The 20,912-nt window shown below is 73.9% G+C and carries 21 protein-coding genes; 13 read left to right on the top strand and 8 right to left on the bottom strand.

The annotated features are described in order from the left end of the window. The first annotated feature begins 79 nt into the window (after window positions 1-79). The 8 genes from ctaD (at window position 80) to AC3YO9_RS05125 (ending at window position 7,450) form a co-directional block, all read left to right on the top strand. Window positions 80-1,876: an aa3-type cytochrome oxidase subunit I gene (gene ctaD / locus AC3YO9_RS05090; protein WP_489982336.1), complete on the top strand. Its 1,797-nt coding sequence runs from the start codon at window positions 80-82 to the stop codon at window positions 1,874-1,876. Window positions 1,877-1,920: 44 nt separating this feature from the next. Continuing rightward, window positions 1,921-2,784 (top strand): Fpg/Nei family DNA glycosylase, encoded by an 864-nt coding sequence (locus AC3YO9_RS05095; protein WP_489982337.1) that lies wholly within the window; start codon window positions 1,921-1,923, stop codon window positions 2,782-2,784. Window positions 2,785-2,834: 50 nt separating this feature from the next. Further along, entirely contained in the window at window positions 2,835-3,167 is a 333-nt protein-coding gene (locus tag AC3YO9_RS05100; protein ID WP_127781648.1) for a hypothetical protein, read from the top strand. A 36-nt stretch (window positions 3,168-3,203) separates the two neighbouring features. Then, window positions 3,204-4,115 (top strand): S49 family peptidase, encoded by a 912-nt coding sequence (locus AC3YO9_RS05105; protein WP_489982338.1) that lies wholly within the window; start codon window positions 3,204-3,206, stop codon window positions 4,113-4,115. A gap of 71 nt (window positions 4,116-4,186) precedes the next feature. Beyond that, the gene (locus AC3YO9_RS05110) at window positions 4,187-4,525 is read left to right on the top strand and encodes a rhodanese-like domain-containing protein (RefSeq protein ID WP_127781650.1); all 339 of its coding nucleotides are present in this window, start codon (window positions 4,187-4,189) and stop codon (window positions 4,523-4,525) included. Further along, window positions 4,525-5,568 (top strand): DUF4328 domain-containing protein, encoded by a 1,044-nt coding sequence (locus AC3YO9_RS05115; RefSeq protein ID WP_489982339.1) that lies wholly within the window; start codon window positions 4,525-4,527, stop codon window positions 5,566-5,568. The genes AC3YO9_RS05110 and AC3YO9_RS05115 overlap by 1 nt, the downstream gene beginning before the upstream one ends. Continuing rightward, the gene (locus AC3YO9_RS05120; RefSeq protein WP_127781652.1) at window positions 5,565-6,482 is read left to right on the top strand and encodes a glycerophosphodiester phosphodiesterase family protein; all 918 of its coding nucleotides are present in this window, start codon (window positions 5,565-5,567) and stop codon (window positions 6,480-6,482) included. Before AC3YO9_RS05115 ends, AC3YO9_RS05120 begins: the two co-directional genes overlap by 4 nt. Before the next feature lie 62 nt (window positions 6,483-6,544). Beyond that, complete coding sequence (locus AC3YO9_RS05125) at window positions 6,545-7,450, top strand: DUF5926 family protein (RefSeq protein WP_489982340.1); 906 nt, start codon at window positions 6,545-6,547, stop codon at window positions 7,448-7,450. 35 nt (window positions 7,451-7,485) lie between these two features. Here AC3YO9_RS05125 and AC3YO9_RS05130 read toward each other — a convergent pair whose 3' ends face one another. The 3 genes from AC3YO9_RS05130 to AC3YO9_RS05140 form a co-directional block, all read right to left on the bottom strand. Then, window positions 7,486-8,604, bottom strand: a complete 1,119-nt coding sequence (locus tag AC3YO9_RS05130) for an LCP family protein (RefSeq protein ID WP_489982341.1) — start codon at window positions 8,602-8,604, stop codon at window positions 7,486-7,488. Between the two features lie 172 nt (window positions 8,605-8,776). Next, window positions 8,777-10,012 carry an arginine deiminase gene (locus AC3YO9_RS05135; protein WP_127781655.1) on the bottom strand — a complete coding sequence of 412 codons (1,236 nt, stop codon included), beginning with the start codon at window positions 10,010-10,012 and terminating at the stop codon, window positions 8,777-8,779. Next, window positions 10,009-10,803, bottom strand: coding sequence for a CPBP family intramembrane glutamic endopeptidase (locus AC3YO9_RS05140; protein ID WP_489982342.1), 795 nt, complete (start codon window positions 10,801-10,803; stop codon window positions 10,009-10,011). Before AC3YO9_RS05140 ends, AC3YO9_RS05135 begins: the two co-directional genes overlap by 4 nt. A gap of 55 nt (window positions 10,804-10,858) precedes the next feature. On the opposite strand from AC3YO9_RS05140, the gene AC3YO9_RS05145 reads away from it, so the two are divergent. The 3 genes from AC3YO9_RS05145 (at window position 10,859) to AC3YO9_RS05155 (ending at window position 13,213) form a co-directional block, all read left to right on the top strand. Further along, on the top strand, window positions 10,859-11,530 hold the full coding sequence (locus tag AC3YO9_RS05145) for a hypothetical protein (protein WP_489982343.1): 672 nt from the start codon (window positions 10,859-10,861) through the stop codon (window positions 11,528-11,530). Window positions 11,531-11,621: 91 nt separating this feature from the next. Further along, window positions 11,622-12,524 (top strand): prephenate dehydratase, encoded by a 903-nt coding sequence (gene pheA / locus AC3YO9_RS05150; protein ID WP_489982344.1) that lies wholly within the window; start codon window positions 11,622-11,624, stop codon window positions 12,522-12,524. Next, window positions 12,521-13,213 (top strand): histidine phosphatase family protein, encoded by a 693-nt coding sequence (locus AC3YO9_RS05155; RefSeq protein ID WP_489982345.1) that lies wholly within the window; start codon window positions 12,521-12,523, stop codon window positions 13,211-13,213. The genes pheA and AC3YO9_RS05155 overlap by 4 nt, the downstream gene beginning before the upstream one ends. A 102-nt stretch (window positions 13,214-13,315) precedes the next feature. On the opposite strand, the gene AC3YO9_RS05160 is transcribed toward AC3YO9_RS05155, so the two are convergent. The 5 genes from AC3YO9_RS05160 to AC3YO9_RS05180 form a co-directional block, all read right to left on the bottom strand. After that, window positions 13,316-14,131 (bottom strand): ESX secretion-associated protein EspG, encoded by an 816-nt coding sequence (locus tag AC3YO9_RS05160; RefSeq protein WP_489982346.1) that lies wholly within the window; start codon window positions 14,129-14,131, stop codon window positions 13,316-13,318. A 14-nt stretch (window positions 14,132-14,145) separates the two neighbouring features. Next, a complete protein-coding gene (locus tag AC3YO9_RS05165; protein ID WP_489982347.1) occupies window positions 14,146-15,591 on the bottom strand; it encodes a PPE domain-containing protein in 1,446 nt (481 codons plus the stop codon). Between the two features lie 57 nt (window positions 15,592-15,648). Then, window positions 15,649-15,993 (bottom strand): PE family protein, encoded by a 345-nt coding sequence (locus AC3YO9_RS05170; protein WP_489982348.1) that lies wholly within the window; start codon window positions 15,991-15,993, stop codon window positions 15,649-15,651. A 144-nt stretch (window positions 15,994-16,137) separates the two neighbouring features. Beyond that, window positions 16,138-16,488, bottom strand: a complete 351-nt coding sequence (locus AC3YO9_RS05175; protein ID WP_489982349.1) for a metallopeptidase family protein — start codon at window positions 16,486-16,488, stop codon at window positions 16,138-16,140. Window positions 16,489-16,491: 3 nt separating this feature from the next. After that, window positions 16,492-17,520, bottom strand: a complete 1,029-nt coding sequence (locus AC3YO9_RS05180; protein WP_489982350.1) for a septum formation family protein — start codon at window positions 17,518-17,520, stop codon at window positions 16,492-16,494. Window positions 17,521-17,560: 40 nt separating this feature from the next. Between AC3YO9_RS05180 and AC3YO9_RS05185 the strand changes: the two genes are divergently transcribed. After that, window positions 17,561-18,943, top strand: coding sequence for a class I adenylate-forming enzyme family protein (locus AC3YO9_RS05185; protein WP_489982351.1), 1,383 nt, complete (start codon window positions 17,561-17,563; stop codon window positions 18,941-18,943). 671 nt (window positions 18,944-19,614) lie between these two features. Then, on the top strand, window positions 19,615-20,898 hold the full coding sequence (locus AC3YO9_RS05190; RefSeq protein WP_489982352.1) for a hypothetical protein: 1,284 nt from the start codon (window positions 19,615-19,617) through the stop codon (window positions 20,896-20,898). Window positions 20,899-20,912 lie beyond the last annotated feature (14 nt).

The raw sequence follows: 20,912 nt of genomic DNA on the forward strand, positions 1-20,912 counted from the left end.
GCCTCCTTGGAGGGCCGATGCAGTGTGTCGTGGGTGCAGCCGCCGCTAGGGCGGTCCGTCCGACCATGCCCGAGCAGTCATGACCGAGGTCGCCCCGCGGCCGGTCGTCACCCGCCCCTACCCGGCCCGGGTGGCGCCCAAGGGCAGCGCCATCGTCAAGTACTTCAGCACCACCGATCCCAAGACGATCGGGCTGATGTACCTGGTCACGGCGTTCGCGTTCTTCATGGTCGGCGGGGCCATGGCCCTGTTCATGCGGGCCGAGCTGGCCCGGCCGGGGATGCAGTTCCTCTCCTACGAGCAGTACAACCAGCTGTTCACCATGCACGGCACGATCATGTTGCTGCTGTACGCCACTCCGGTGGTGTTCGGCTTTGCCAACTACATCGTGCCGCTGCAGATCGGCTCGCCGGACGTGGCGTTCCCGCGGTTGAACGCCTTCTCGTACTGGCTGTTCCTGTTCGGTGGACTGATCACCCTGGGTGGGTTCATCACCCCTGGCGGTGCCGCTGACTACGGCTGGACGGCCTACACGCCACTGTCGTCGGTGGAGAGCTCGCCGGGTGCCGGCGCCGACCTGTGGATCATGGGTCTGGCCATCGCCGGCCTGGGCACCATCCTCGGTGCGGTCAACATGATCACCACCGTGGTCTGCCTGCGCGCCCCCGGCATGACGATGTTCCGGATGCCGATCTTCACCTGGAACATCCTCATCACGTCGGTGCTGATCCTGTTGGCGTTTCCCATCCTCACCGCCGCGCTGCTGGCGCTGGCGAGCGACCGAAACCTCGGTTCGCGCATCTTCGACCCCGCCAACGGTGGGGCGATCTTGTGGCAGCACCTGTTCTGGTTCTTCGGTCATCCTGAGGTCTACATCGTGGCGCTGCCGTTCTTCGGCATCGTGAGCGAGATCTTCCCGGTGTTCTCCCGCAAGCCGATCTTCGGCTACAAGGGGCTCATCTTCGCCACTCTGGCCATCGGGGCCCTCTCGGCCGCGGTGTGGGCGCACCACATGTACGCCACCGGCGCGGTGCTGCTGCCGTTCTTCGCCTTCACCACCTTCCTCATCGCCGTGCCCACCGGCGTGAAGTTCTTCAACTGGATCGGCACCGTGTGGAAGGGCCAGATCACCTTCGAGTCACCCATGCTGTTCGCGATCGGCTTCCTGGTGACCTTCCTGCTGGGTGGCCTCACCGGGGTGTTGCTGGCCGCCCCGCCGATCGACTTCCACGTGACTGACAGCTACTTCGTGGTGGCGCACTTCCACTACGTGCTCTTCGGCACCATCGTCTTTGCCACGTACGCCGGCATCTACTACTGGTTTCCCAAGATGACCGGCCGGATGCTGGACGAGAAGCTGGGCAAGCTCCACTTCTGGCTGACCTTCATCGGCTTCCACCTGACGTTCCTGGTGCAGCACTGGCTGGGCAACGAGGGCATGCCGCGCCGCTACGCCGACTACCTGCCCTCCGACGGCTTCACCACGCTGAACACGGTGTCCACCATCGGGGCGTTCGTCCTCGGCGCCTCCACGCTGCCGTTCCTGTGGAACGTCTTCGTCAGCTATCGCTACGGCAAGGCGGTCGACGTCGACGACCCGTGGGGCGGCGGCAACTCCCTGGAGTGGGCCACCACCTGTCCCCCGCCGCGGCACAACTTCACCGAGCTGCCCCGCATCCGGTCGGAGCGTCCCGCCTTCGAGCTGCACTACCCGCACATGCAGGACCGGATCCGCACCGAGGCGCACGTGGGACCCACCTACCAGCCCCGCACGGAGCCGATCGAGAAGTCCTCGAACCCCAACCTGTCGGAGTACACCCCGGGCGGCAACGAGCCGAAGGATCCGGGCACCACCAGCGGGAGCACCCACCAGTAGCGCTTGCTCTGGCCAACCGCTGCCCGCGGCGGCACACTGGGTCCGTGCCTGAGCTGCCCGAGGTAGAAGCGCTGGCCCACCACCTGCGCGAGCACGCCGTCGGCGCGGTCATCGGTCGGGTGGACGTCGCCGCCCTCACCGTGCTCAAGACCTTCGACCCACCGGTGAGCGCCCTGGTGGGACGGACCGTGACCGGAGCGACCCGCCACGGCAAGCACCTCGACCTGGACTGCGACGGGCTGCACCTGGTGGTGCACCTGTCCCGCGCCGGCTGGCTGCGGTGGGCGGACTCCCTCAGCGCCACCCCGCCCAAGCCGGGCAAGGGCCCGCTCGCGCTGCGGGTGCACCTGGGCGAGCCGCCGGGTGCCCCCGGCTTCGACCTCACCGAGGCAGGCACGCAGAAGCGGCTCGCGGTGTGGGTGGTGGCCGATCCGAGCGAGGTGCCGGGGGTGGCCAAGCTCGGGCCGGACGCGCTCAGCGTCTCCGTGGACGAGCTGGCGCCGCTGCTGGCCGGGCACCGGGAGCGGTTGAAGACGCTGGTCGTCAACCAGTCGTGGCTGGCCGGCATCGGCAACGCCTACTCCGACGAGATCCTGCACGTGGCGCGGCTGTCGCCGTTCGCCACCGCCGCCCGGCTCACCGACGACGAGGTGGCCCGCCTGCACGCCGCGATGCAGACGGTGCTCACCGACGCGGTGCAGCGCTCGGTGGGCCAGGACGCGGCCCGGCTGAAGGGGGAGAAGCGCTCCGGCCTGCAGGTGCACGCCCGCACCGGACTGGCCTGCCCGGTGTGCGGGGACACCGTGCGGGAGGTCTCCTACGCCGAGCGCTCCTTCCAGTACTGCCCCACCTGCCAGACCGGGGGCAAGCCGCTGGCCGACCGCAGGATGTCGCGCCTGCTGCGCTGACTCCACCCACCCGTCGGTGCCGTCTCCGGGTCCGTGGCAGGCTTGACGGCATGGCTGGAGACGACAACGCAATGAACGAGGACATGCTCGAGCCGAGCGTGAGCCTGGACCCCGACGAGATCGGTGACCCGGTGTCGGACACCACCATCGCGGAGACGACCGAGGACTGGCTGGGCGCCGACCGCGTCGGCACCACCGCCGCTGAGGAGCGCGAGGGCGAGACCCTGGACGAGCGCCTGGCCGAGGAGGTGCCCGACATCGAGCCGATCGAGCAGCTCGACCGCCCGGCCGCGGCGCTGGAGCCCGAGGAGCTCGACGAGACGGTGGACGACGTGGTGGTGCCGGACGAGCCCGTGGACGGCGAGGACATCAGCTACGACTGAGCCTGTGCGGCACGGGCGCTCCGTATCCTGACTCCCATGACGAGCTGGAGTGTTGCCGTGCCCAAGCCGCTCAGCGACCGGTTGCCCGCCCGGCTCACCGGCGAGCACGCGCCGGTGGTGTCGGTGGTGCGCCTGCACGGCGTGATCGCCGCCGGAGCGGCCGGGCTGGGCCGCCAGCAGCTGAACGCCGACAACGTGGAGGCCGCGCTCAAGCGGGCCTTCACCGCCGACGGGGTGCAGGCGGTGGCGCTGGCCATCAACTCCCCTGGTGGCTCGCCCACGCAGAGCCAGCTCATCGGCAGCCGCATCCGCCAGCTGGCGGCCGAGCACGACGTGCCCGTCCTGGCGTTCTGCGAGGACGTCGCCGCCTCTGGTGGCTACTGGTTGGCCTGCGCCGCCGACGAGATCATCACCACGCCCACCTCCATGGTCGGCAGCATCGGGGTGGTCAGCGCCGGCTTCGGCATGGAGGGCCTGATCGACAAGCTCGGCGTGGACCGCCGGCTGCACACCGCAGGGTCGAACAAGGCCCGTCTGGACCCCTTCTCCCCGGAGAAGGAGGAGGACGTGCAGTGGCTGCTGAGCATGCAGGCCGACATCCACCGCGAGTTCGGCGCCTGGGTGCGCGAGCGGCGCGGCGACAAGCTGGTGGGCACCGACGACGAGCTGTTCACCGGCGACGTGTGGATCGGCCGTCGGGCGGTGCAGATGGGCCTGGCCGACCAGGTGGGCGTGATGCGCGAGGTGCTCGCCGAGCGGTACCCCAGGGCGACGGTGCGCACCATGCACGCCAAGAAGTCGCTGGCCGCCCGGCTGGGGCTGCCCGGTGGCGGTGCGGAGGCCGTGCTCGGCGGGGCCCTGTCCGGTGCGGGGCTGGCGGCGGCCCTGGCCGGGGAGCTCGTGGGCGCGGTGGAGCAGCGCGCCGCCTGGGCCCGCTTCGGCCTGTAGCGACGGCCCCGCGGACCGGGGCGGGGACGAGGGCGTGTGCCCGCGCAGGGCCGGCGTGGCAGCATGAAGCGGTGACCGACCTGCCGAGCACCACCGTTGCCGATCTTCCCGCCGAGCTGCCCGAGGGGGTCGTCCTGCTGGACGTCCGCGAGGACGACGAGTGGGCCGCCGGGCACGCCCCCGAGGCGGTGCACGTGCCGATGGCCGACATCCCGGCTCGGCTGGACGAGCTGCCCGCCGACGCCGACCTGCAGGTGGTCTGCAAGGCCGGTGGCCGCTCCGCTCGCGTGGTGGCCTACCTGCAGCAGGCCGGCCGCCAGGCCACCAACGTCGAGGGCGGCATGCTGGACTGGCAGGCCGCCGGTCGCCCGCTGGTGAGCGAGACCGGCGCTGAGCCCACCGTGATCTGATGCAGCAGTTCTGTCACCGGTGTGCCGCCGCGCTGCCCCTGCGGGGACGGCCCATGCAGTGGTGCCCGCGGTGTGGCGGCGTGCTGTCGGCGCCCACCACCACCCCGCCGGTGGCGCTGCGGTGGGTGGCCAAGCCCCCGCCGAGGGTGGTGGAGCGCGTGGTGCTGCGCCGCGAGCTCGGCCCCACCCCCCGCTACCAGCACGTCCCCCGCTGGGGGATGCCGCACACCCCGGTGCCGCGGGTGAGCGTGCCGCGCCCGCCCACTGCCCGCCAGCGGATGGCTGCACTGGCCGACACCGCCGGTGCCCTGCTGACCGGCGCCGCAGTGGTGCTGGCGCTGGCCGCGGCGGCCGAGCTGTGGCGCTACCTGCTGCTGCTGCGCAGCCGGTCCGAGCTGCTGGGCGCCACCACCGTGGCCATCTCCGACGCCGCGGTGATCACCACCGGCGTGCTGTCAGTGCTCACCGTCCTGTTCGCCATGGTCGTCTGCACGGTGTGGCTGGTGCGCGCCCGGGCGGCGGCGGCCGAGCGGATCGGCCGCCGCGATGCGCGCAGCGCCCGCAGCATCGCCCTGGGCATCTTCGTGCCCGGCTGGAACCTGGTGGCCCCCGGCGTGCTGCTCACCGAGCTGGAGCGCGACATCGACCCGGACAGCCACGGCCCGCGGCCGTCCCGACGGCTGCGCTGGTGGTGGGCCGGGTGGGTGCTGTCGGTGGCGCTGGCCGCCGGGGCGTGGTTGTGGCGGCTGCGCGACAGCGTGCAGGCCCAGGCCGACGGAGTGCTGCTGGTGGCGCTGTCGGACGTGGTGGCTGCCGCCGTGGTGGTGCTGACGCTGCGGCTGCTGCGCGAGCACACCGCGGCGCTGGACCCAGCCGCGGGCTCCCGCCGGCGGCGGCGCACCCGCTGGGTGGCCTCGGTCCCCGTCGAAGCAGCTCCGGCCGTGGCCACAGCACCGAGTGCGGCCGTCGCGCCGCGCACCGAGGCACCCGCGCCGGGCGCCCGGACCGACACCGAACCTGCGCTGGCCGCCACCGGTTCATGAGCAGCGACCTTCCCGGGCAGCGACCTGTGGTGAGCGGGGACTCCGGCCGGCGTCGCACCCCGCTGGTGGTGGCGCACCGAGGGGCGTCGGCGGTGCGCGCCGAGCACACCCTGCAGGCCTACGAGCTGGCCCTGGAGCACGGCGCCGACGCCCTGGAGTGCGACGTTCGCCTGACCCGCGACGGGCACCTGGTCTGCGTGCACGACCGCCGGGTGGACCGCACCTCCACCGGCCGGGGCGTGGTGAGCCAGATGACCCTGGAGGGCCTCGCGGCGCTGGACTTCACCAGCTGGCACGACCCGGTACCGGAGAGCGCCGACGAGCTGGTGGGTGAGGGCTCGCACCGCGCCGACCTCCTCGACCTCGACGCCGGCGAGCGGGGCGAGGCTGATGCGCAGACCGAGGAGACCGACACGGTTCCCAGCATGCTCACGCTGGCCCAGCTGCTGGAGCTGGTGACGGACTACGCGCGCCCGGCCCGGCTGTTCATCGAGACCAAGCACCCGGTGCGCTACGGCGGGCTGGTGGAGGCCAAGCTGCTGGCGGAGCTGCGCCGCTACGGCCTGGCGTCGCCCCCCTCGGCCGCGCACGCCCGCGCGGTGGTGATGAGCTTCTCCCCGAGCGCGGTCTGGCGGGTGCGGCGCTCGGCGCCCATGCTGCCCACCGTGCTGCTGGGGCGCACCGCCGCTGCGCTCGCCCCGCTGACGGTGGCCGCGGTGGGGGCCACCGCCGTCGGCCCCGGCATCAACCTGCTGCGCGCCGACCCCGGCCTGGTGCTGCGCGCCGCCGAGCAGGGCCGCGCCACCTACACCTGGACGGTGGACTCCGCCGAGGAGGCCGCGTTCTGCCAGGAGCTGGGCGTGGGCTGGATCGCCACCAACCACCCGCAGGCCATGCGGGGCTGGCTCACCTGAGGCGGCCGCCGACCACCACAGCGGCCGGGGACGGGCCGGTGCGGCCTCTGTAGGTTGAGCCTGTGGCTAAGAAGAGTGGACGCAAGGCGGGGCCCCGAGCAGGGCGCACCCGTACCGAGAAGGCCCCTCGCCCGGTAGTGGTCTCCCGGCCCTACGAGGGCCTGGCCGCCGAGTGCGACCTGGTGGCGCTGCGGGAGTTCGTCCCGTCCGCCACCGCGCAGCTGACGCTGGCCGAGTCGGGCCGCCCGGTGCTGCTGGGCACGGTGCTGCCGATGGCCTCGGCCGCGCTGGTGCGCGCCGGTGGCGAGGGCGGCACGCCGCCGGAGACCGGCATCGTCGGCCTGCAGGTGCAGACCCGGTCTGACGACATCAGCCGTGACCTGGGTGGGGCGATCGCCTGGTCGCGCCAGGCCACGGCCGGCGAGGTGCTGCAGATGGTGGACGGCACCGGTGAGCACGCCCCCCGGGCGCAGGAGCTGCTCGACCCCACCGCGGAGCTGGACATCACCGTGCACGACGACTTCGGCTGGTGGCTGCCCGAGGGGCAGACGCCCACCGACGAGGTGACGCTGAGCCTGGAGCGGGCCAACGACGCCATCCTGCCCACCGCGCTGCTGCAGGCTGACGGCGTGCGCAGCGCCTGGTGGGTGGACGCCGGCGAGAAGGCGCACCTGCGCTGGGTCCGCCCCGAGGACGAGGACGCGCTGATGCTGGCGCTGGCCCGGGTGCACGCCGAGGGCCGGCTCACCCTCGGTGAGGGCTCCCGCTACGCCGGGTCCTTCCGCGCCCACGGGCTGCTGGTGCCGGTGTTCGACCTCGACCGGGAGAAGCACGCCCAGGAGTGGGCTGAGGCCACCACCGAGCTGGGCCGGGCCCTGGACGAGGCACTGGCCGTGGACGCCCCGCTCACTGCGGAGCAGCGTCGCTCCCGGGACGGGCTGCGCACCCGCCAGATCACCATCCGCTAGAGCTTCCGCACGCCGCGGCGAGCTGCTGCCCGGGCCTACCTGGGCTTGGTCAGCAGCTCGCTCGGCACCGGCTCGTCCGCGGCGATCGCGGCCCAGAACCGGGGGGCGTCGGAGGTCCACCGCGACCCGCCGTCGAACGGCACGGTGGTGGTGACCATTCCGCCGCGCATGGCCCAGCCCATCGCGGCCAGGTGCCACAGGTGGTCGCCGTCGTCCACGGTGAACGAGCTGACCCCGTTGGTGACCAGCGGGAACACCCGGAACGGGTTGAGCAGCGTGCCCACGCTGGAGGCCTTGCCCATCAGCGCGGAGAGGAACTCCCGCTGGTGGGCCACCCGGGTGACGTCGGCGTCGGGGTAGTCGTGCCGGTTGCGGACGTAGGCCAGTGCCTGGGCGCCGGTGAGGTCCTGGCAGCCGGGCTCGAACCGGGCTCCGGAGAACGGGTCGTTCATGCCGGGCGGGTCGATGCACATGTTCACCCCGCCGACGGCGTCGACGAGGTTGGCGAAGCCGCCGAAGCCGATCTCCGCGTAGTGGTCGATGCGCACCTTGGTGGCCACCTCGACGGTCTGCGCCAGCAGCGGCGCACCCCCGATCGCGAACGCGGCGTTCACCTTGTCCCTGCCGTGGCCGGGGATGGTGAGCTCGGAGTCGCGCGGGATGGAGACGAGCGTCGGGCTGTCGCTGCCCTCCGGGATGTGCAGCAGCATGATCGTGTCGGTGCGCGAGCCGCCGGCGTCGGACTCGCTGCCGGTGTTCAGCGCCTGCTCCTGGTCCGGGGTGAGGCCCACCCGGCTGTCCGAGCCGACGAGCAGCCAGTTGGTGCCCGGCGTGTCGGCGACGCGGCCCGGGTAGTCCTCCAGTGCCTCGGTGCGCTTGAGGCTGGAGTCGAGGTAGAAGAAGAACCCGACGAACAGCAGCACCAGCACCAGCGCCACCACCCCGATGCGGCGGCCCCAGCGGGGGCGACGGCGTCGGGGTCGTGGCGGGGCAGAGCCCACTCGGCGGGGGTCGGCCGGGCGCTGGGGCGGCTCCCCGGAGCGTGGCTGTGCCGGGGGCTGGTCACGGTAGGGCTGGTCGGCGTAGGGCCGTCCGACGCGGGTGGGCGGATACTGCTGGTCGGACCGCGCGCCGGCACCAGGCTGCGGGGGCACCTGCGACCACGCGCGGGGACGTTCCCGGGGGGCCTGTGGCATGGCCCTGGTCGGCTCGTCGCCACCACCTCGCGACGGACTTCTGCCCGCATTCCAGCCATCCATGCACAGCGACGATACGCAGGGGGGTGCCGGTCCGGCCGTGAAGCACCCCGCGCCGGTGCGCCGCGTCTCAGCCCGGCAGCGGGTCGCGCACCAGCGGGCAGGACATGCAGCGGGGTCCGCCCCGGCCGGAGCCGAGCTCGGAGCCGGCGATGGGCAGCACCTCCACGCCGGCCTCGCTCAGCCGGGCGTTGGTGCGCACGTTGCGCTCGTAGGAGATGACCACCCCGGGCTCCAGCGCCAGGGTGTTGTTGCCGTCGTCCCACTGCTCACGCTCGGCGGTCACCGGGTCGCTGCCGGTGTCGATCACGCGCAACCGGTCGATGCCCATGGCCGCAGCCGCGGCGCTGCGGAAGGGAGTCGGTCCACCCACCAGCACGGTTCCCGCTCCCGGGTCCCCGTCGTGGCCCGGCCGGATCGTGTACGCGGTGAGGCTGTCCACCACGGCGGAGTACATCACCATGGCGTCCCGGTCGACCATGGTGCAGACGGTGTCCAGGTGCATGGTGGCCCGCTGCTGGGCGATGGGCACCGCCAGCACGGTGTGCGCCACCCCGTCGCTGAACGCGCTGCGCGCCACCGCCTCCGCCCCGGCGGGGGTGGTGCGCTCCCCGACACCGATGGCCAGCACACCGGGCGCCAGCAGCAGCACGTCGCCGCCCTCCACCGGCGCCGAGGCGTGGCCGTAGGCCCGGGCGGAGCCGGCGAAGCGCGGGTGGTGGCAGTACACCAGGTCGGTCAGTGCGGTCTCCCGCGACCGGGCGGGCAGGGCCAGCGCGCTGATCGCCACCCGCTCACCCACCCAGAACGACGGGTCGCGGGTGAACAGCAGGTTGGGCAGCGGAGCGAGGAGGAAGTCGCTGCCGTGGTGCATGCGGTGCACCAGCGACGTGCCGGCGGCGGCCCGGCTGACCGGCAGCTCGTCGAAGGTCAGCCCGGCCATGAGCACCCCGGCCAGCTCGGCGGCGTCTAGCTGGTGCAGGTGCTCGCTCAGCGCCTCGGCGAGCCCGGTGCCCAGCCGACGGGCGTCCACGGCCTCAGAGATGCCCCGGATGCGCGCGTCCGTGCCGGTGAGGGTCTCGGTGAGCAGCTGGGCCAGCAGCAGCACCTCCACCCCGCGTCCACGCAGCAGGTCGGCGAAGGCGTCGTGCTCCTGCTGCGCCCGCTCCACCCAGGGCAGGCCGTCGAAGAGCAGCTGGTCGGTGTTGCGGGGCGTCAACCGGGTGAGCTCGGGGCCGGGGCGGTGCAGCAGCACGCTGCGCAGCCGTCCCACCTCGGTGTCCACCGGGCCCACGGTGCTGCTCACAGCCACCCCACGTGTGGGGCGAGCAGGGCGTACCCGACGAAGGCCACCACGTCGATGAGGGCGTGGCCGACCACCAGCGCCCACAGGCGGTGGGTGCGCTGCCAGACCCGGCCGAACACCAGGCCCAGCACCACGTTGCCCAGGAAGCCGCCGAAGCCCTGGTAGAGGTGGTAGCTGCCGCGCAGCAGCGCCGAGGCCAGCAGGGAGCGGTTCTCGCTCCAGCCCAGCTGGCGCAGCCGGGTGATCAGGTAGGCCACCACCAGGGCCTCCTCCGCCCAGGCGTTGGCCATGGCCGCGCCCACCAGCACCGGAACCCGCCACCAGGTGTCGCCCAGCTCGGTGGGGACCACGGTGAGGTTGATGCCGATGGCGCGGGTCACCAGGTAGAAGCCCAGCCCGGGAATGCCGATGAGGGCGGCCAGACCGGCGCCCGACAGCAGGTCGCGCCGCGGTGCGCTGCGGTCCAGGCCCACCGCACGCAGCGCGAGCCCGCCGCGCCAGAGCAGGAAGATGCCGAGCCCACCCCACGCGGTCAGGCGCAGGATGCTGAGCAGCTGGCCGGCCAGGTCGAGCAGGTCGGCCGAGGCCTGCGGCACGTTGATGGCCACGCTCTGGTCGGACAGCGGGGTCGGGGCAGCCAGGGAGTCCAGCAGCGACACCAGGCTGCGCAGCCCGGACATGCCCAGCGTCACCAGCAGCACCAGGGCGATCTCCCAGTGCAGCACCCGACGCTCGCGGCCGGCCACCACCGTCGCGACCGGGGGCGGGGGCCGCAGCCAGGCACTGGTCACGGCTGCGACGTTAGCCGCGCGCACGCCGGTGGTGCGGACTGGCTACCGTCGCAGGGTGGCCACTTTCCTCACCCTCGGCGTCCCGGAGCCGCGCGCGGGCGATCCGCTGCTGGCCCGGCTGCTGGACGACCGCGCCGGTCGACGCCTGGCGGGGCCCCTGCACGCCCACCCGGTGGTGCTCGCCTCCCGGCTGAACCGCCCAGGCGCTGACGGCGGCGCCCCGGCCGCCGGACCGGTGGTGGTGGAGCTCGACGTCGACCCCGCCGGGCTGCCCGAGCACACCGCCGTCCGCTACACCCTGCGCCCACCGCCGGAGCAGGTGGCCGACGCCCTCGCCGTGGACCTGCCCAGCCCCCGCGCCGTGCGGGTGAGCGCGCTGACGGACGTGCACCGGGTGGAGGCGGCCGGGCACCACCCGCAGCTGGACGCCGACGCCGACCCGGCCACGGTGGCCGACTTCCTCGCCGTCCTGGCCCACAGCCCGGTGGGCTTCATCGCCCGGGCCGACGACGCCGCCGGGGTGCTGCGAGTGCTGGCCGCCACGGTGGCCGCGCTGCGCGGCGACGACGTGCGCACCGCCTGGCGGGCGCCGGACGCCGCCCGGGTGCGCGCCGTGCCGGCCCCGGCGGCGAAGGCGCTGCGCGAGGTGCTGCTGAGCGTGGAGGTCCCCGACGCGTCGCGGGTGGCCGCCGACCTGGCCGAGGCCGGGCTGGAGCCACTGCCCTGAGCGGGGGCCGGGTGAGTTCGGGTGTCGCCGACCGAGTATCGGGCGGCGGTGCCTGCGCGACCGGTGCCGCGACACTGCGTAGGGTCGACTCGTGCAGCGCGTGAGCTATCTCGGACCGGCGGGAACCTTCACCGAGGCCGCCTGCCGGCAGCTGGTCGACCCCAGCGCCGAGCTGGTCCCCGCCGCAACCCCGCCCGCGGCCCTGGCGCTGGTGCGCGACGGGGTGGTGGACGCGGCCTGCGTGCCGATCGAGAACTCGGTGGAGGGCTCGGTGCCCCCCACGCTGGACGCTCTGGCCAGCGGCAGCCGCCTGCAGGTGGTGGCGGAGACGGAGCTGGCGATCCGCTTCTCGGTGCTGGTGCGACCGGGCACGGCCGCCGCCGACGTCCGCACGGTGCGCACCCACCCGCACGCGGCCGCGCAGGTGCAGGGCTGGCTGCAGGAGCACCTGCCCTGGGCCGACCTGCAGGTGGGCGGCTCCACCGCCGCCGCTGCCCACGAGGTGCAGCAGGGCACCGCCGACGCTGCCGTGGCCACCGCGCTGGTCGGCCGCCAGCTCGGGCTGGAGCCGCTGGCCGAGGGCGTGGCCGACGTGGCCGACGCCCGCACCCGCTTCGTGCTGGTGGTGCCGCCGTGCCCGCCGCCGCGCCGGACCGGCGCCGACCGCACCTCGGTGGTGCTCACGCTGGACAACACCCCGGGTGCGCTGGTGCAGGCGATGAGCGAGCTGGGGCTGCGCGGCATCGACCTCACCCGCATCGAGTCCCGACCCACCCGCACGGCGATGGGCACCTACCGCTTCTACCTGGACTGGGTCGGCCACGTGGAGGACCCCGTGGTGGCGGAGGCGCTCGCGGCGCTGCACCGTCGCTGCACCGAGCTGCGCTTCCTGGGCTCGTGGCCGGCGGCGGTGACCGACCCGGGCTCACCTCCCCCGCCGCCGGGCGACGCCGCACAGTGGGTCGCCAGCATGCGGACGGGAGGCCAGGAGTGAGCGAGCAGGTGGCGCAGGCAGGACTGCCGCAGGGCAGCCTGATCCTGGCTCGGCACGGGCAGACCTTCTCCAACGTGCGCCACCGGCTGGACTCCCGGCCGCCCGGGGCGCCCCTGACCGACCTCGGCCACCAGCAGGCGCAGGCGCTGGCCCAGACGCTGGCGCCGGTGCCCAAGGCGGTGGTGGTCAGCTCGGTGGCGACCCGCGCCCGGCAGACGGCGACACCGGTGGCCACCACGTCCGGGCTGGACCTGCGAGTGCTGCCGGGGCTGCACGAGACCGACGCCGGGGCGCTGGAGGACCGGGAGGACCGCGAGGCGCACGAGGAGTTCATCCGCGTGTACGGGTCGTGGCACGAGGGTGCCCTGGACGAGCGGATGCCCGACGGGGAGAGCGGCCGGGAGGTGCTGACCCGGTTCGTGCCCGTGCTGGAGGAGCTGCGGGAGGAGCACCTGCAGACCCCGGACTCGCCGAACGTGCTGGTGGTCAGCCACGGCGCGGCGATCCGGCTGGTGGCGGCTCACCTGGCCAACGTCAACCGCGCCTTCGCCGCCACCTACGCCCTGCCCAACACCGCGCTGGTGGTGCTGCAGCCGACGCTGGACGGGGGGTGGCGCTGCGTGCAGTGGGACACCCACACCCCGCCGTTCACCCCGCCGGACGACGCCGCGGTGCACGGCCCCGCCTGAGCCCTTGGGGCGTCTGCAAGTACCACCAACAGCGCCCCCAGCGGTCTGCAACCGCTACCAAGACCACCCAGGGCCGCTACCAGCCCGTCGCACCGGGCGCGCTCAGAGCCGCAACGCCGAGCCGGTGGACTGGGTTGCGACCGCCTGGGCCTCGCCCAGCAGCGCTGCGGTCGCCCGCACCAGGTGCGCCGGGCTGGCCGGCCGGATGGTCGACCACATGCGGTGGTCGGGCGCGGCCCGCTCGGTGGAGGTGTAGCGGCCGACCTCGGTGTCCAGCACCGCGACCACGCTGGGGTGGCGCCACCGACGCCCGCGGGTGGTGCACGCTGCTCCGAGCTGCGCAACGCCCACTGCCTTCGCCAGGGCTGTGGCCACCGCCGTGGCGTCGGCGTGCGCGGCGCCCAGCGCCAGCATCGCCTGCACGCCGGCGTCCGCCGACCGGGCCGAGGCCTCGTAGGCGGCGGAGAGCTGGTCGGTGGGCCCGCTCACCTGGCCCGTGGCGGCGGCAGCCACCGTGGGCAGCACCTCCACCGCCGCAGCCACCATGGAGCCCGGGGTGATCGGCGTCAGCACCACCTCGTCGTCGCGGCGGACGGCGCGGACGGTGCACTCGTCCTGCCGCACCACGAGGGCACGCACCTCCTTCTCTCCGTCGCGCCAGCGAACGTCCAGCTCCTCGTCGGGACGGGCGAGCGCGTGCAGCCAGCCCTCCAGCCGTGGCTCGACGTGCGTGCCGTGCACCAGGCCGCGGTCCTGGAGCTGGGCACGTGCCCCGTCCAGCAGGGCGTGTCGCTCGGCGAAGGTGTCGCCGTGCGGACGCAGCTGCAGCACCAGCGGGAAGGCGCCCAGCGCGAGGCGCTCCCACAGCAGGTCCAGCTCGAGGGTGGAGAGGCTGCACGGTTGGCCGACCACGGCCACGGTGGCGGCCGTCCTCACTGCTGGTGGTCGGCGCCGATGACCGGGGGTGCGACCACCCGGCCGTCGGTGAAGTGATCGAGGTCCTTGAGGTAGTCCGGCACTGCGTGCTCGTCGTCGTCCTGGCCGTTGGCTCCGCGGGCGCCCGCACCGACTCCGGCCGCGGCGCCACCGCGTGCGCCCGGCTCGCTCGCGGCCCCAGCGGCAGGAACCCCCGGGCGGGCCGCGCCGGTCTCGCCGGCAGCGCCCACGGCGCTGACCCCGGAACCCACCGGGCCACGGGCACCGCCGTCGCCCAACCCAACCGGACCGAGCCGGCCGTGGGCGCCAGCGTTGGGCGCCTTGCCGGTGACGCTGTTGCCGACGCCGGCGTTGCCGACCTGTCCTGCTCGCCCCTGGCCCGCCGTTGTCGTGCCCGAGCCGCCGCTGAGCGCGCCGGTGGACGGAGACACGCCAGCCGCGCGGGCGCCGACGCCGAGCCCTGCGGCACCGGCGGCGGTGGCTGCGGCCCCCGCCCCGCTGCTGCCGCCGGCGGGTGCCGAGCCGGGTCCACCGGGCTGGCCGCCCGAACCGGCGCCGCCCACCCCGCTGGACCCGCCCGGAGCGGTGCCGTGACCGGGGCCCCCGCTGCCCTGCGGGCCTGTGCTGGTGCCCGGGCCGCTTCCGCCCGGTCCGCTCCCGCCTGGCCCGCCGCTGCCCGGGCCGTGGCCACCACCGGCGGGAGGAGGATCGCCCACCCCGGCGGGGTGGGTCTGCGGGGACGGCTCGAAGTGGTGGATGCCGGGGCTGGGGGAGCCGGGCTGGCCGGGTGCGCTGCCTGAACCGGGCGAGGCGGGGGACAGCGGCGGGAAGTAGCCCGGGGCACGCCCGTCCCCCTGGCCCGGGTCGACCGGAGCGGGAGGCGCGGTCACCGGAACCACGCCGGCCGTCAGCCGAGGAGCTGGCTGCAGCGGCACGGTGGTGGCGGTGGAGCTGGTCGCGGCGTCGTACCGGTTCATGGCGGCGACCGCCTCGGCCTGCTGCGTCGCCGCCTTGGCCTCGGCCACCTCACCGGGGGTGGGCACCCCCGTCATCAGTCCGACGGCGCGGTCGATGAGGTTGTCCCGGACCGACTGGGTGGCCACCACCTCCGGCATGGAGGGCATGGCGGCGCGGGTGGCCAGGAAGGTGGTGCTGTGGCGCGCGGTCTGGGCGCCCAGCTTGTGGGCCATGGCGTCGGCTGCGGTGGCCCAGTCGGCAAACGGGCTCAGCGCGCTGCGGGCTTCTTCGGCTGCGGGGCCCTCCCACCCGCCCATGGCCACCTTCATGGCGCTGTGGAAGTCCTCGTCCGCCTGGGTGAGCGCAGCACTGAGCGCACGCCAGGCGGTGGCCGCCTCGACCGCCGACGAGGGGCCGGCGCCACCGTTGATGTCGCCGACGAGCTGCACGGTGGGCCGGGACGCCCAGTTGATTCCGGTGGTCATGGTGGCTGTTGCTCCCGAGGGTGCGAGGGGTGACGGACTGGTGGTCGACTCAGTCCGTCAGGAGGACGGGATCGACTGCAGCACGTCGTGCTGCTCGTACTGCTGGGCACTGGTGCGGCACGCCTGGGCCGCGGCGCGCAGCTCCTGCACGCTCGTGGTGATCTCCCGGACGGCGGCGCGCCCCTGGCTGCTGAAGCCGGCAGCTGCCTGGCGGGAGACCTCCTCGGCGCCGGCGGGCGCCACCTGGAGCTGGTGTCCGTGGGCCTTGACTGCCTGCTCGAGGTTGTCGGCGATGGCGTCGAAGCGCTGGGCGGTGGTCAGCAGCTGGTCTGGCTGGACCATGAGCGGCACGGTGGGTCCGATCGGGGCAGCGCTGCCGCCGCCGTCGTGCAACATGGGCATGGTGTTCCTTCCCGAAGTGACCGCCTGACCCTAACAAGGACGCACCCCACTGGCCGGTGGTTCCACAGAGAACAGCATTGCTCTGAACGACCTGCGTACCAGCAGGTTTGGTCACACAGGGTGGCCAGTGGCCCCGGGCGGAGGTCAGCCCCAGCCGAGCTCGTGCAGCCGCCCCTCGGAGATGCCGAAGTGGTGGGCGATCTCGTGCACCACGGTCACTAGGACCTCCTCGACCACCTCGGCCTCGTCCGCGCACACGTCCAGCAGCGCCTGCTGGTAGATGGTGATGCTGTCGGGCAGCATCCCGGAGTACTGGGTGTCGCGCTCGGTGAGGGCCACTCCCTGGTAGAGCCCCAGCAGGGTCGGCTCTTCGTCGTTGTGGTCCTCCACCAGCACCACCACGTTGTCCATCGCGTTGGTCAGCGCGGCGGGGATCTGGTCGAGCGCGTCGGACACCAGCTCCTCGAACCGCTCGGACGACATGGTCACCGGCACGGCTCAGCCGCCCTGGATCGTGGCGTCCGGCACGGGCGGGGCGACCGCCGGGGCAGGCGGCGGGGAGGCGGCTGGCGCAGGGGAGGCCGGCGCCGTCGCAGACCCCAGCAGCGGGGCAAACCCCCCGGCGGGCAGCCGGGCGCCCACCAGGCAGCTGACCGACCGGCTGCCGGCGGCCCAGCTCTCCGGGCGCAGGTTGGTCCAGAACACCGTCAACCCTCGCGCGGAGGCGGCATCGGGGCCACCCAGCGCGGCGGCCGCCGCAGTGCGGCACGCCTCGTCGAGGAAGGCGTCCTGCTCGGCCACCGCAGGGAAGGCACCGGGAAACCGGCCCGCGAGGTGAAGCACCGCCACCACCTCCGAGGCGTGTGGCTGCCGGCAGTCCACCGGGTCCGACGGCAGCCCCGCCGCGGAGATGTCCGCGCAGGAGCCGACCGGGGCCACGTCGGACTGGTCCAGCTCGGACACCCGGCCCACGATGGGGAACTGCTCACCCTGGCTGCCGACGTGCTGCAGGCCGCAGCGGACGCTGCGCTCGCCGCTGTCCCAGGCCAGCTCGCCCGGGTCGATCAGACCGACGGTGAACAGCCCGTACGGGTCGAAGCGACCGCCGAGGTAGCTGGTGACGGCGGGCACGCACAGGGTGTCCCGCAGGTGGGTGAACGTGTCAGCGCCCGGCAGCGGCGCGGTGGCCGCGAGCTCCGGCTCCGGGCGGGTGCTCAGGTCGAGGACGGCGGCCACCTCGAAGCGGTGCGGTGTGGCGCAGTCGACCACGGAGAGGTCGCTGACGGTGGGTGCGGTCCAGGTGAGGCAGTCGCCGGGCTGGCTCGCGGTGAAGACCTGCTCGGCCGCGGTGGCCGTGGTGGTGGGCACGGCCGTGGTGTCCACCCTGGCCTGGGCGGGGGTGCCTCCGCTCGAGGTTGCGGCCAGCAGCACGGCCACCCCGCCCAGCAGCAGGGCGGCCACCAGGACGAGGGCGACGGCGCGACGCAGCGACACGGTGGCGACGAAGGGGTTCAGGCGAGCAGGCATCGCCCCCCATGATGCCGGGTGCACACGCGGCCGACGCAGGGTGACCGGACAGTGGGTCGCCGCGGCGTGGGGAAGGATCGTCGCCGTGCACACCATGATCACCGCCGAGCAGGCCGAGCTCGCCCAGTCCCGGGTGGCAGGTGCGCTGCAGCACCTGCGGCGGGGCGACCGGGTGGCCCTGGTGGTGCCGCCGGGAACGGGCCTGGTCACGGCGGTGGCCGGGGCCCTGCGGGTGGGAGTGGTGCCTGTGGTGCTGGACCCCGGCACGCCCGCCGCCGAGCTGGCCGACCTGCTGGCCGACGCCGACGCGGCCCTGGTGGTGGACTCCGCCGAGAAGCTGGACGAGCTGCACGCCGGCGACCCTGCCCCGCTGGCCGAGGTGCCACTGGGACGACCGATGCACTACACCTCCGGCACCACCGGCCGCCGCAAGGGCGTCTGGTCGGGGGTGCTCGCGGTGGAGACCGCGCGGCGGCTGTGGGGCGAGGAGCGCGAGCTCTGGGGCTTCGGCCCGGACGACCTGCACGTGGTGGTCTCGCCGCTGTATCACTCCGCCCCGCTCCGGTTCGCCGTCGGCACGCTGCTGGCCGGTGGATCAGTCCTGGTGCCCGGACGCTTCGACCCCGAGCGCTTCCTGACCCTGGCCGTCGAGCACCGTCCGACCACCCTGTTCACCGCGCCGGCCCAGCTGCAGCGGCTGCGCGAGCTGGACGATCCCCGCACCGCCGAGGTGCTCGGGCGGCTGCGGCTGCTGGCCCACGCCGGTGCGCCGTGTCCGGACGTGGTCAAGCGCTGGGTGCTCGACCACGCCGACCGCAAGGCGGTGTGGGAGTTCTACGGCTCCACCGAGGGCCAGTTCACCGCCTGCTCCGCCGCGGACTGGGAGCGCCACCCCAACACCGTGGGCAAGGCCCGCCCCGGCCGCACCCTGTCCACCGACCCGGACGGCACCATCTGGTGCACCGTGCCTGAGCACGGCTACTTCGAGTACTGGCGGGCGCCGGACAAGACGGCCCAGACGTGGCGAGACACCCCGCATGGCAGGGCCTTCAGCGTCGGTGACCTGGGCCGGCTGGACGAGGAGGGCTACCTCTACCTGGACGGGCGCCGGGACGACCTGGTGATCACCGGTGGGGTGAACGTCTACCCGTTGGAGGTGGAGCGGGTGCTCGAGCAGTGCCCGGCGGTGCACGAGATCGCGGTGTACGGGGTGGACGACGAGCGGTGGGGCCAGCGCGTCGAGGCCGCCGTGGTGCTGCGCCCCGGCGTCGACACGTCCGAGCCGATCGCCACGTTCGCCCGGGAGCGCCTCACCCCCGCGCAGCGACCGAAGGCGCTGCACGTCCGAGACGCTCTGCCCCGCACCAGCACGGGGAAGGTGCTCCGCGGGGAGCTGCGTGCAGGCGGTGCGCAGCGGTCCTGACGAGCACCTGGGCAGCACCGGTGCGGCACCGCGCTGGCCCGTGGCACGCTGCGGGTTCTGCTGGATTGTCAGTAACCGTTCTCGGCAGGCGGGCTGCTCCTCGGGGATGAGGATGGGCGACGTGCGTGCGGTGAACGTCCTGTCGATGGACGTCACGGTGCGGTCCTACGGCGACCCAGACCTCTGCGCACTGCAGTCGAGAGCATCATCGTCTCGAAGGACCCGCACTGGCGGCTGGGCATGATCGACGACGGGGTACCCGGGCGCCTCGGTGGCCGACTGGCTGCGCGGCCTCGGCGACGGTCGGGTTCGTTACCTGCGCAGTGAGCAACTTGCGCCCCAACGCCAATTGCCGCCACTGCCTGGAGCTGGTCGAGCACGAGCTGGCGGTGATCATGAGCGCCGACGACGTCAGCTGTCGAGCTACGTGGGGACCGTGCGGGAGGCGTTCCGCCGTTGTCCGGCGGACAGCTTCGTGCAGCCTGGCGTGCGTCATCGACGAGCACGGCCAGGCTGCTGCACCTGTCCCGCGGCTGCACGCCCTGGTGATGCGGGCCAAGGCGCTGCGCCACCGGTACCTCAGCGGTGCGCGGACACTGGCTCGCACGCGTTGGGGTCCCGCATCGCGCCCCGCGTGGCTCCTCCAACCCGCGGCGAGGCACCATGGCCGGGTGACGAGGACCGGTAGCCGCGCGAGGCTGCGGCGGTTGGTTCCCGCGATCGGGGTCAGCGGCAGCCAGTTCGCTCTCGCTGGCACCGGCTACATCACCTTGGTGCTGGCCGGTCGCAGCCTGGACGCGGCGGACTTTGCGGCCATCACCTCCTTCTACCTGCTCCTCAACGTGGTGGGGCGCGGGCTGTGCTCGGCCTCCGAGCTGGAGCTGACCCGGTCGGTGGCCCACGCCCTGCTGCGGGGACTGGGACTCGGAGGTGTCTGTCGTGCCGCTATCCGGCACACGGCGGTGCTGCTCGGCCTGGCGCTGGTGGCGCTGGCGGCTGCGGTGCCGCTGCTGAACCGGGTCTTCGTGGCGGACCCGCTGCTCACCGCGCTGCTCGTGCTCAGCCTGCCTGGCATGGCAGGAGCCCACGTGCTCCGCGGACCGCTCGCCGGCAGCCGCCGGTACGGCCCCTATGCCGCAACCTTCGTGGTGGAGGCAGTGGTGGTGCTGGGCTTTGGGCTGGTGCTCCTGGGGCTGGGCGAGACCAACGTGCTCTGGTGGGCGGTGGGCATGGCTGGCGGTCCGCTGGTGGCCACGGCGGTGGTCGGCTGGCCGCTGCGCCACGCGGCAGTCCGGGCGCTGCGCAGCGGTGGACCCGCCGACAGCGACCTGCGTGACCTGGTCGCCGGGGTGGGGATCCTCGCCGGCGTGCAGGCGGTGTGGAACCTGCCGCCGGTGTTGCTGGCGGCGGGTACTGCCCATGATCCGGCTGCGGCCGCAGGATTCGGCGCGGTGGCCCTGGTGCTCCGCGTCCCCGCGATGCTGTTCCCCGCGATGCAGGCGCTGGTGCTGCCGCTGCTCGGCGCTCGGGAGCCGATATCCGCCCGACCCGGGTTGCGTGCGCAGGTGCTGGTGGGGGCCGGGCTCGTCGGGGTGCTGTGGATGGTAGCGGCCACCGGGCTCACCCCGCTGGCCGTGCGGCTGACCTTCGGCTCGCTCGCGCTGCCGGGCGTCGGAGTGCTGGCGATGCTGGCGGCAGCCGCGCTGGTGGGGGCCGCCGCGCAGCTGGCGCAGACCAAGCTGGTGGCCGACCGCAGGCAGGGGCGGGCCGCTCTGGTGTGCGTTCTCGCCGTGCTGAGCCTGCTGCTGACGACCTTGCTGCCCGGGGTCAGCCCCCCGAGCGCAGCCGCGGGCCTGCTGGTGGCGCTGAGCGTGCTGCTGGCCGGGTCGACCACGGTGCTCGTGCTCAGCCAGCGCGGTCGGCGACCGTCCCCGGTGGGCGTCGGGCAAGCCTGACGCGCGTGGCTGAC

It is taken from the genome of Rhodococcus sp. Z6_132, assembly GCF_058133635.1.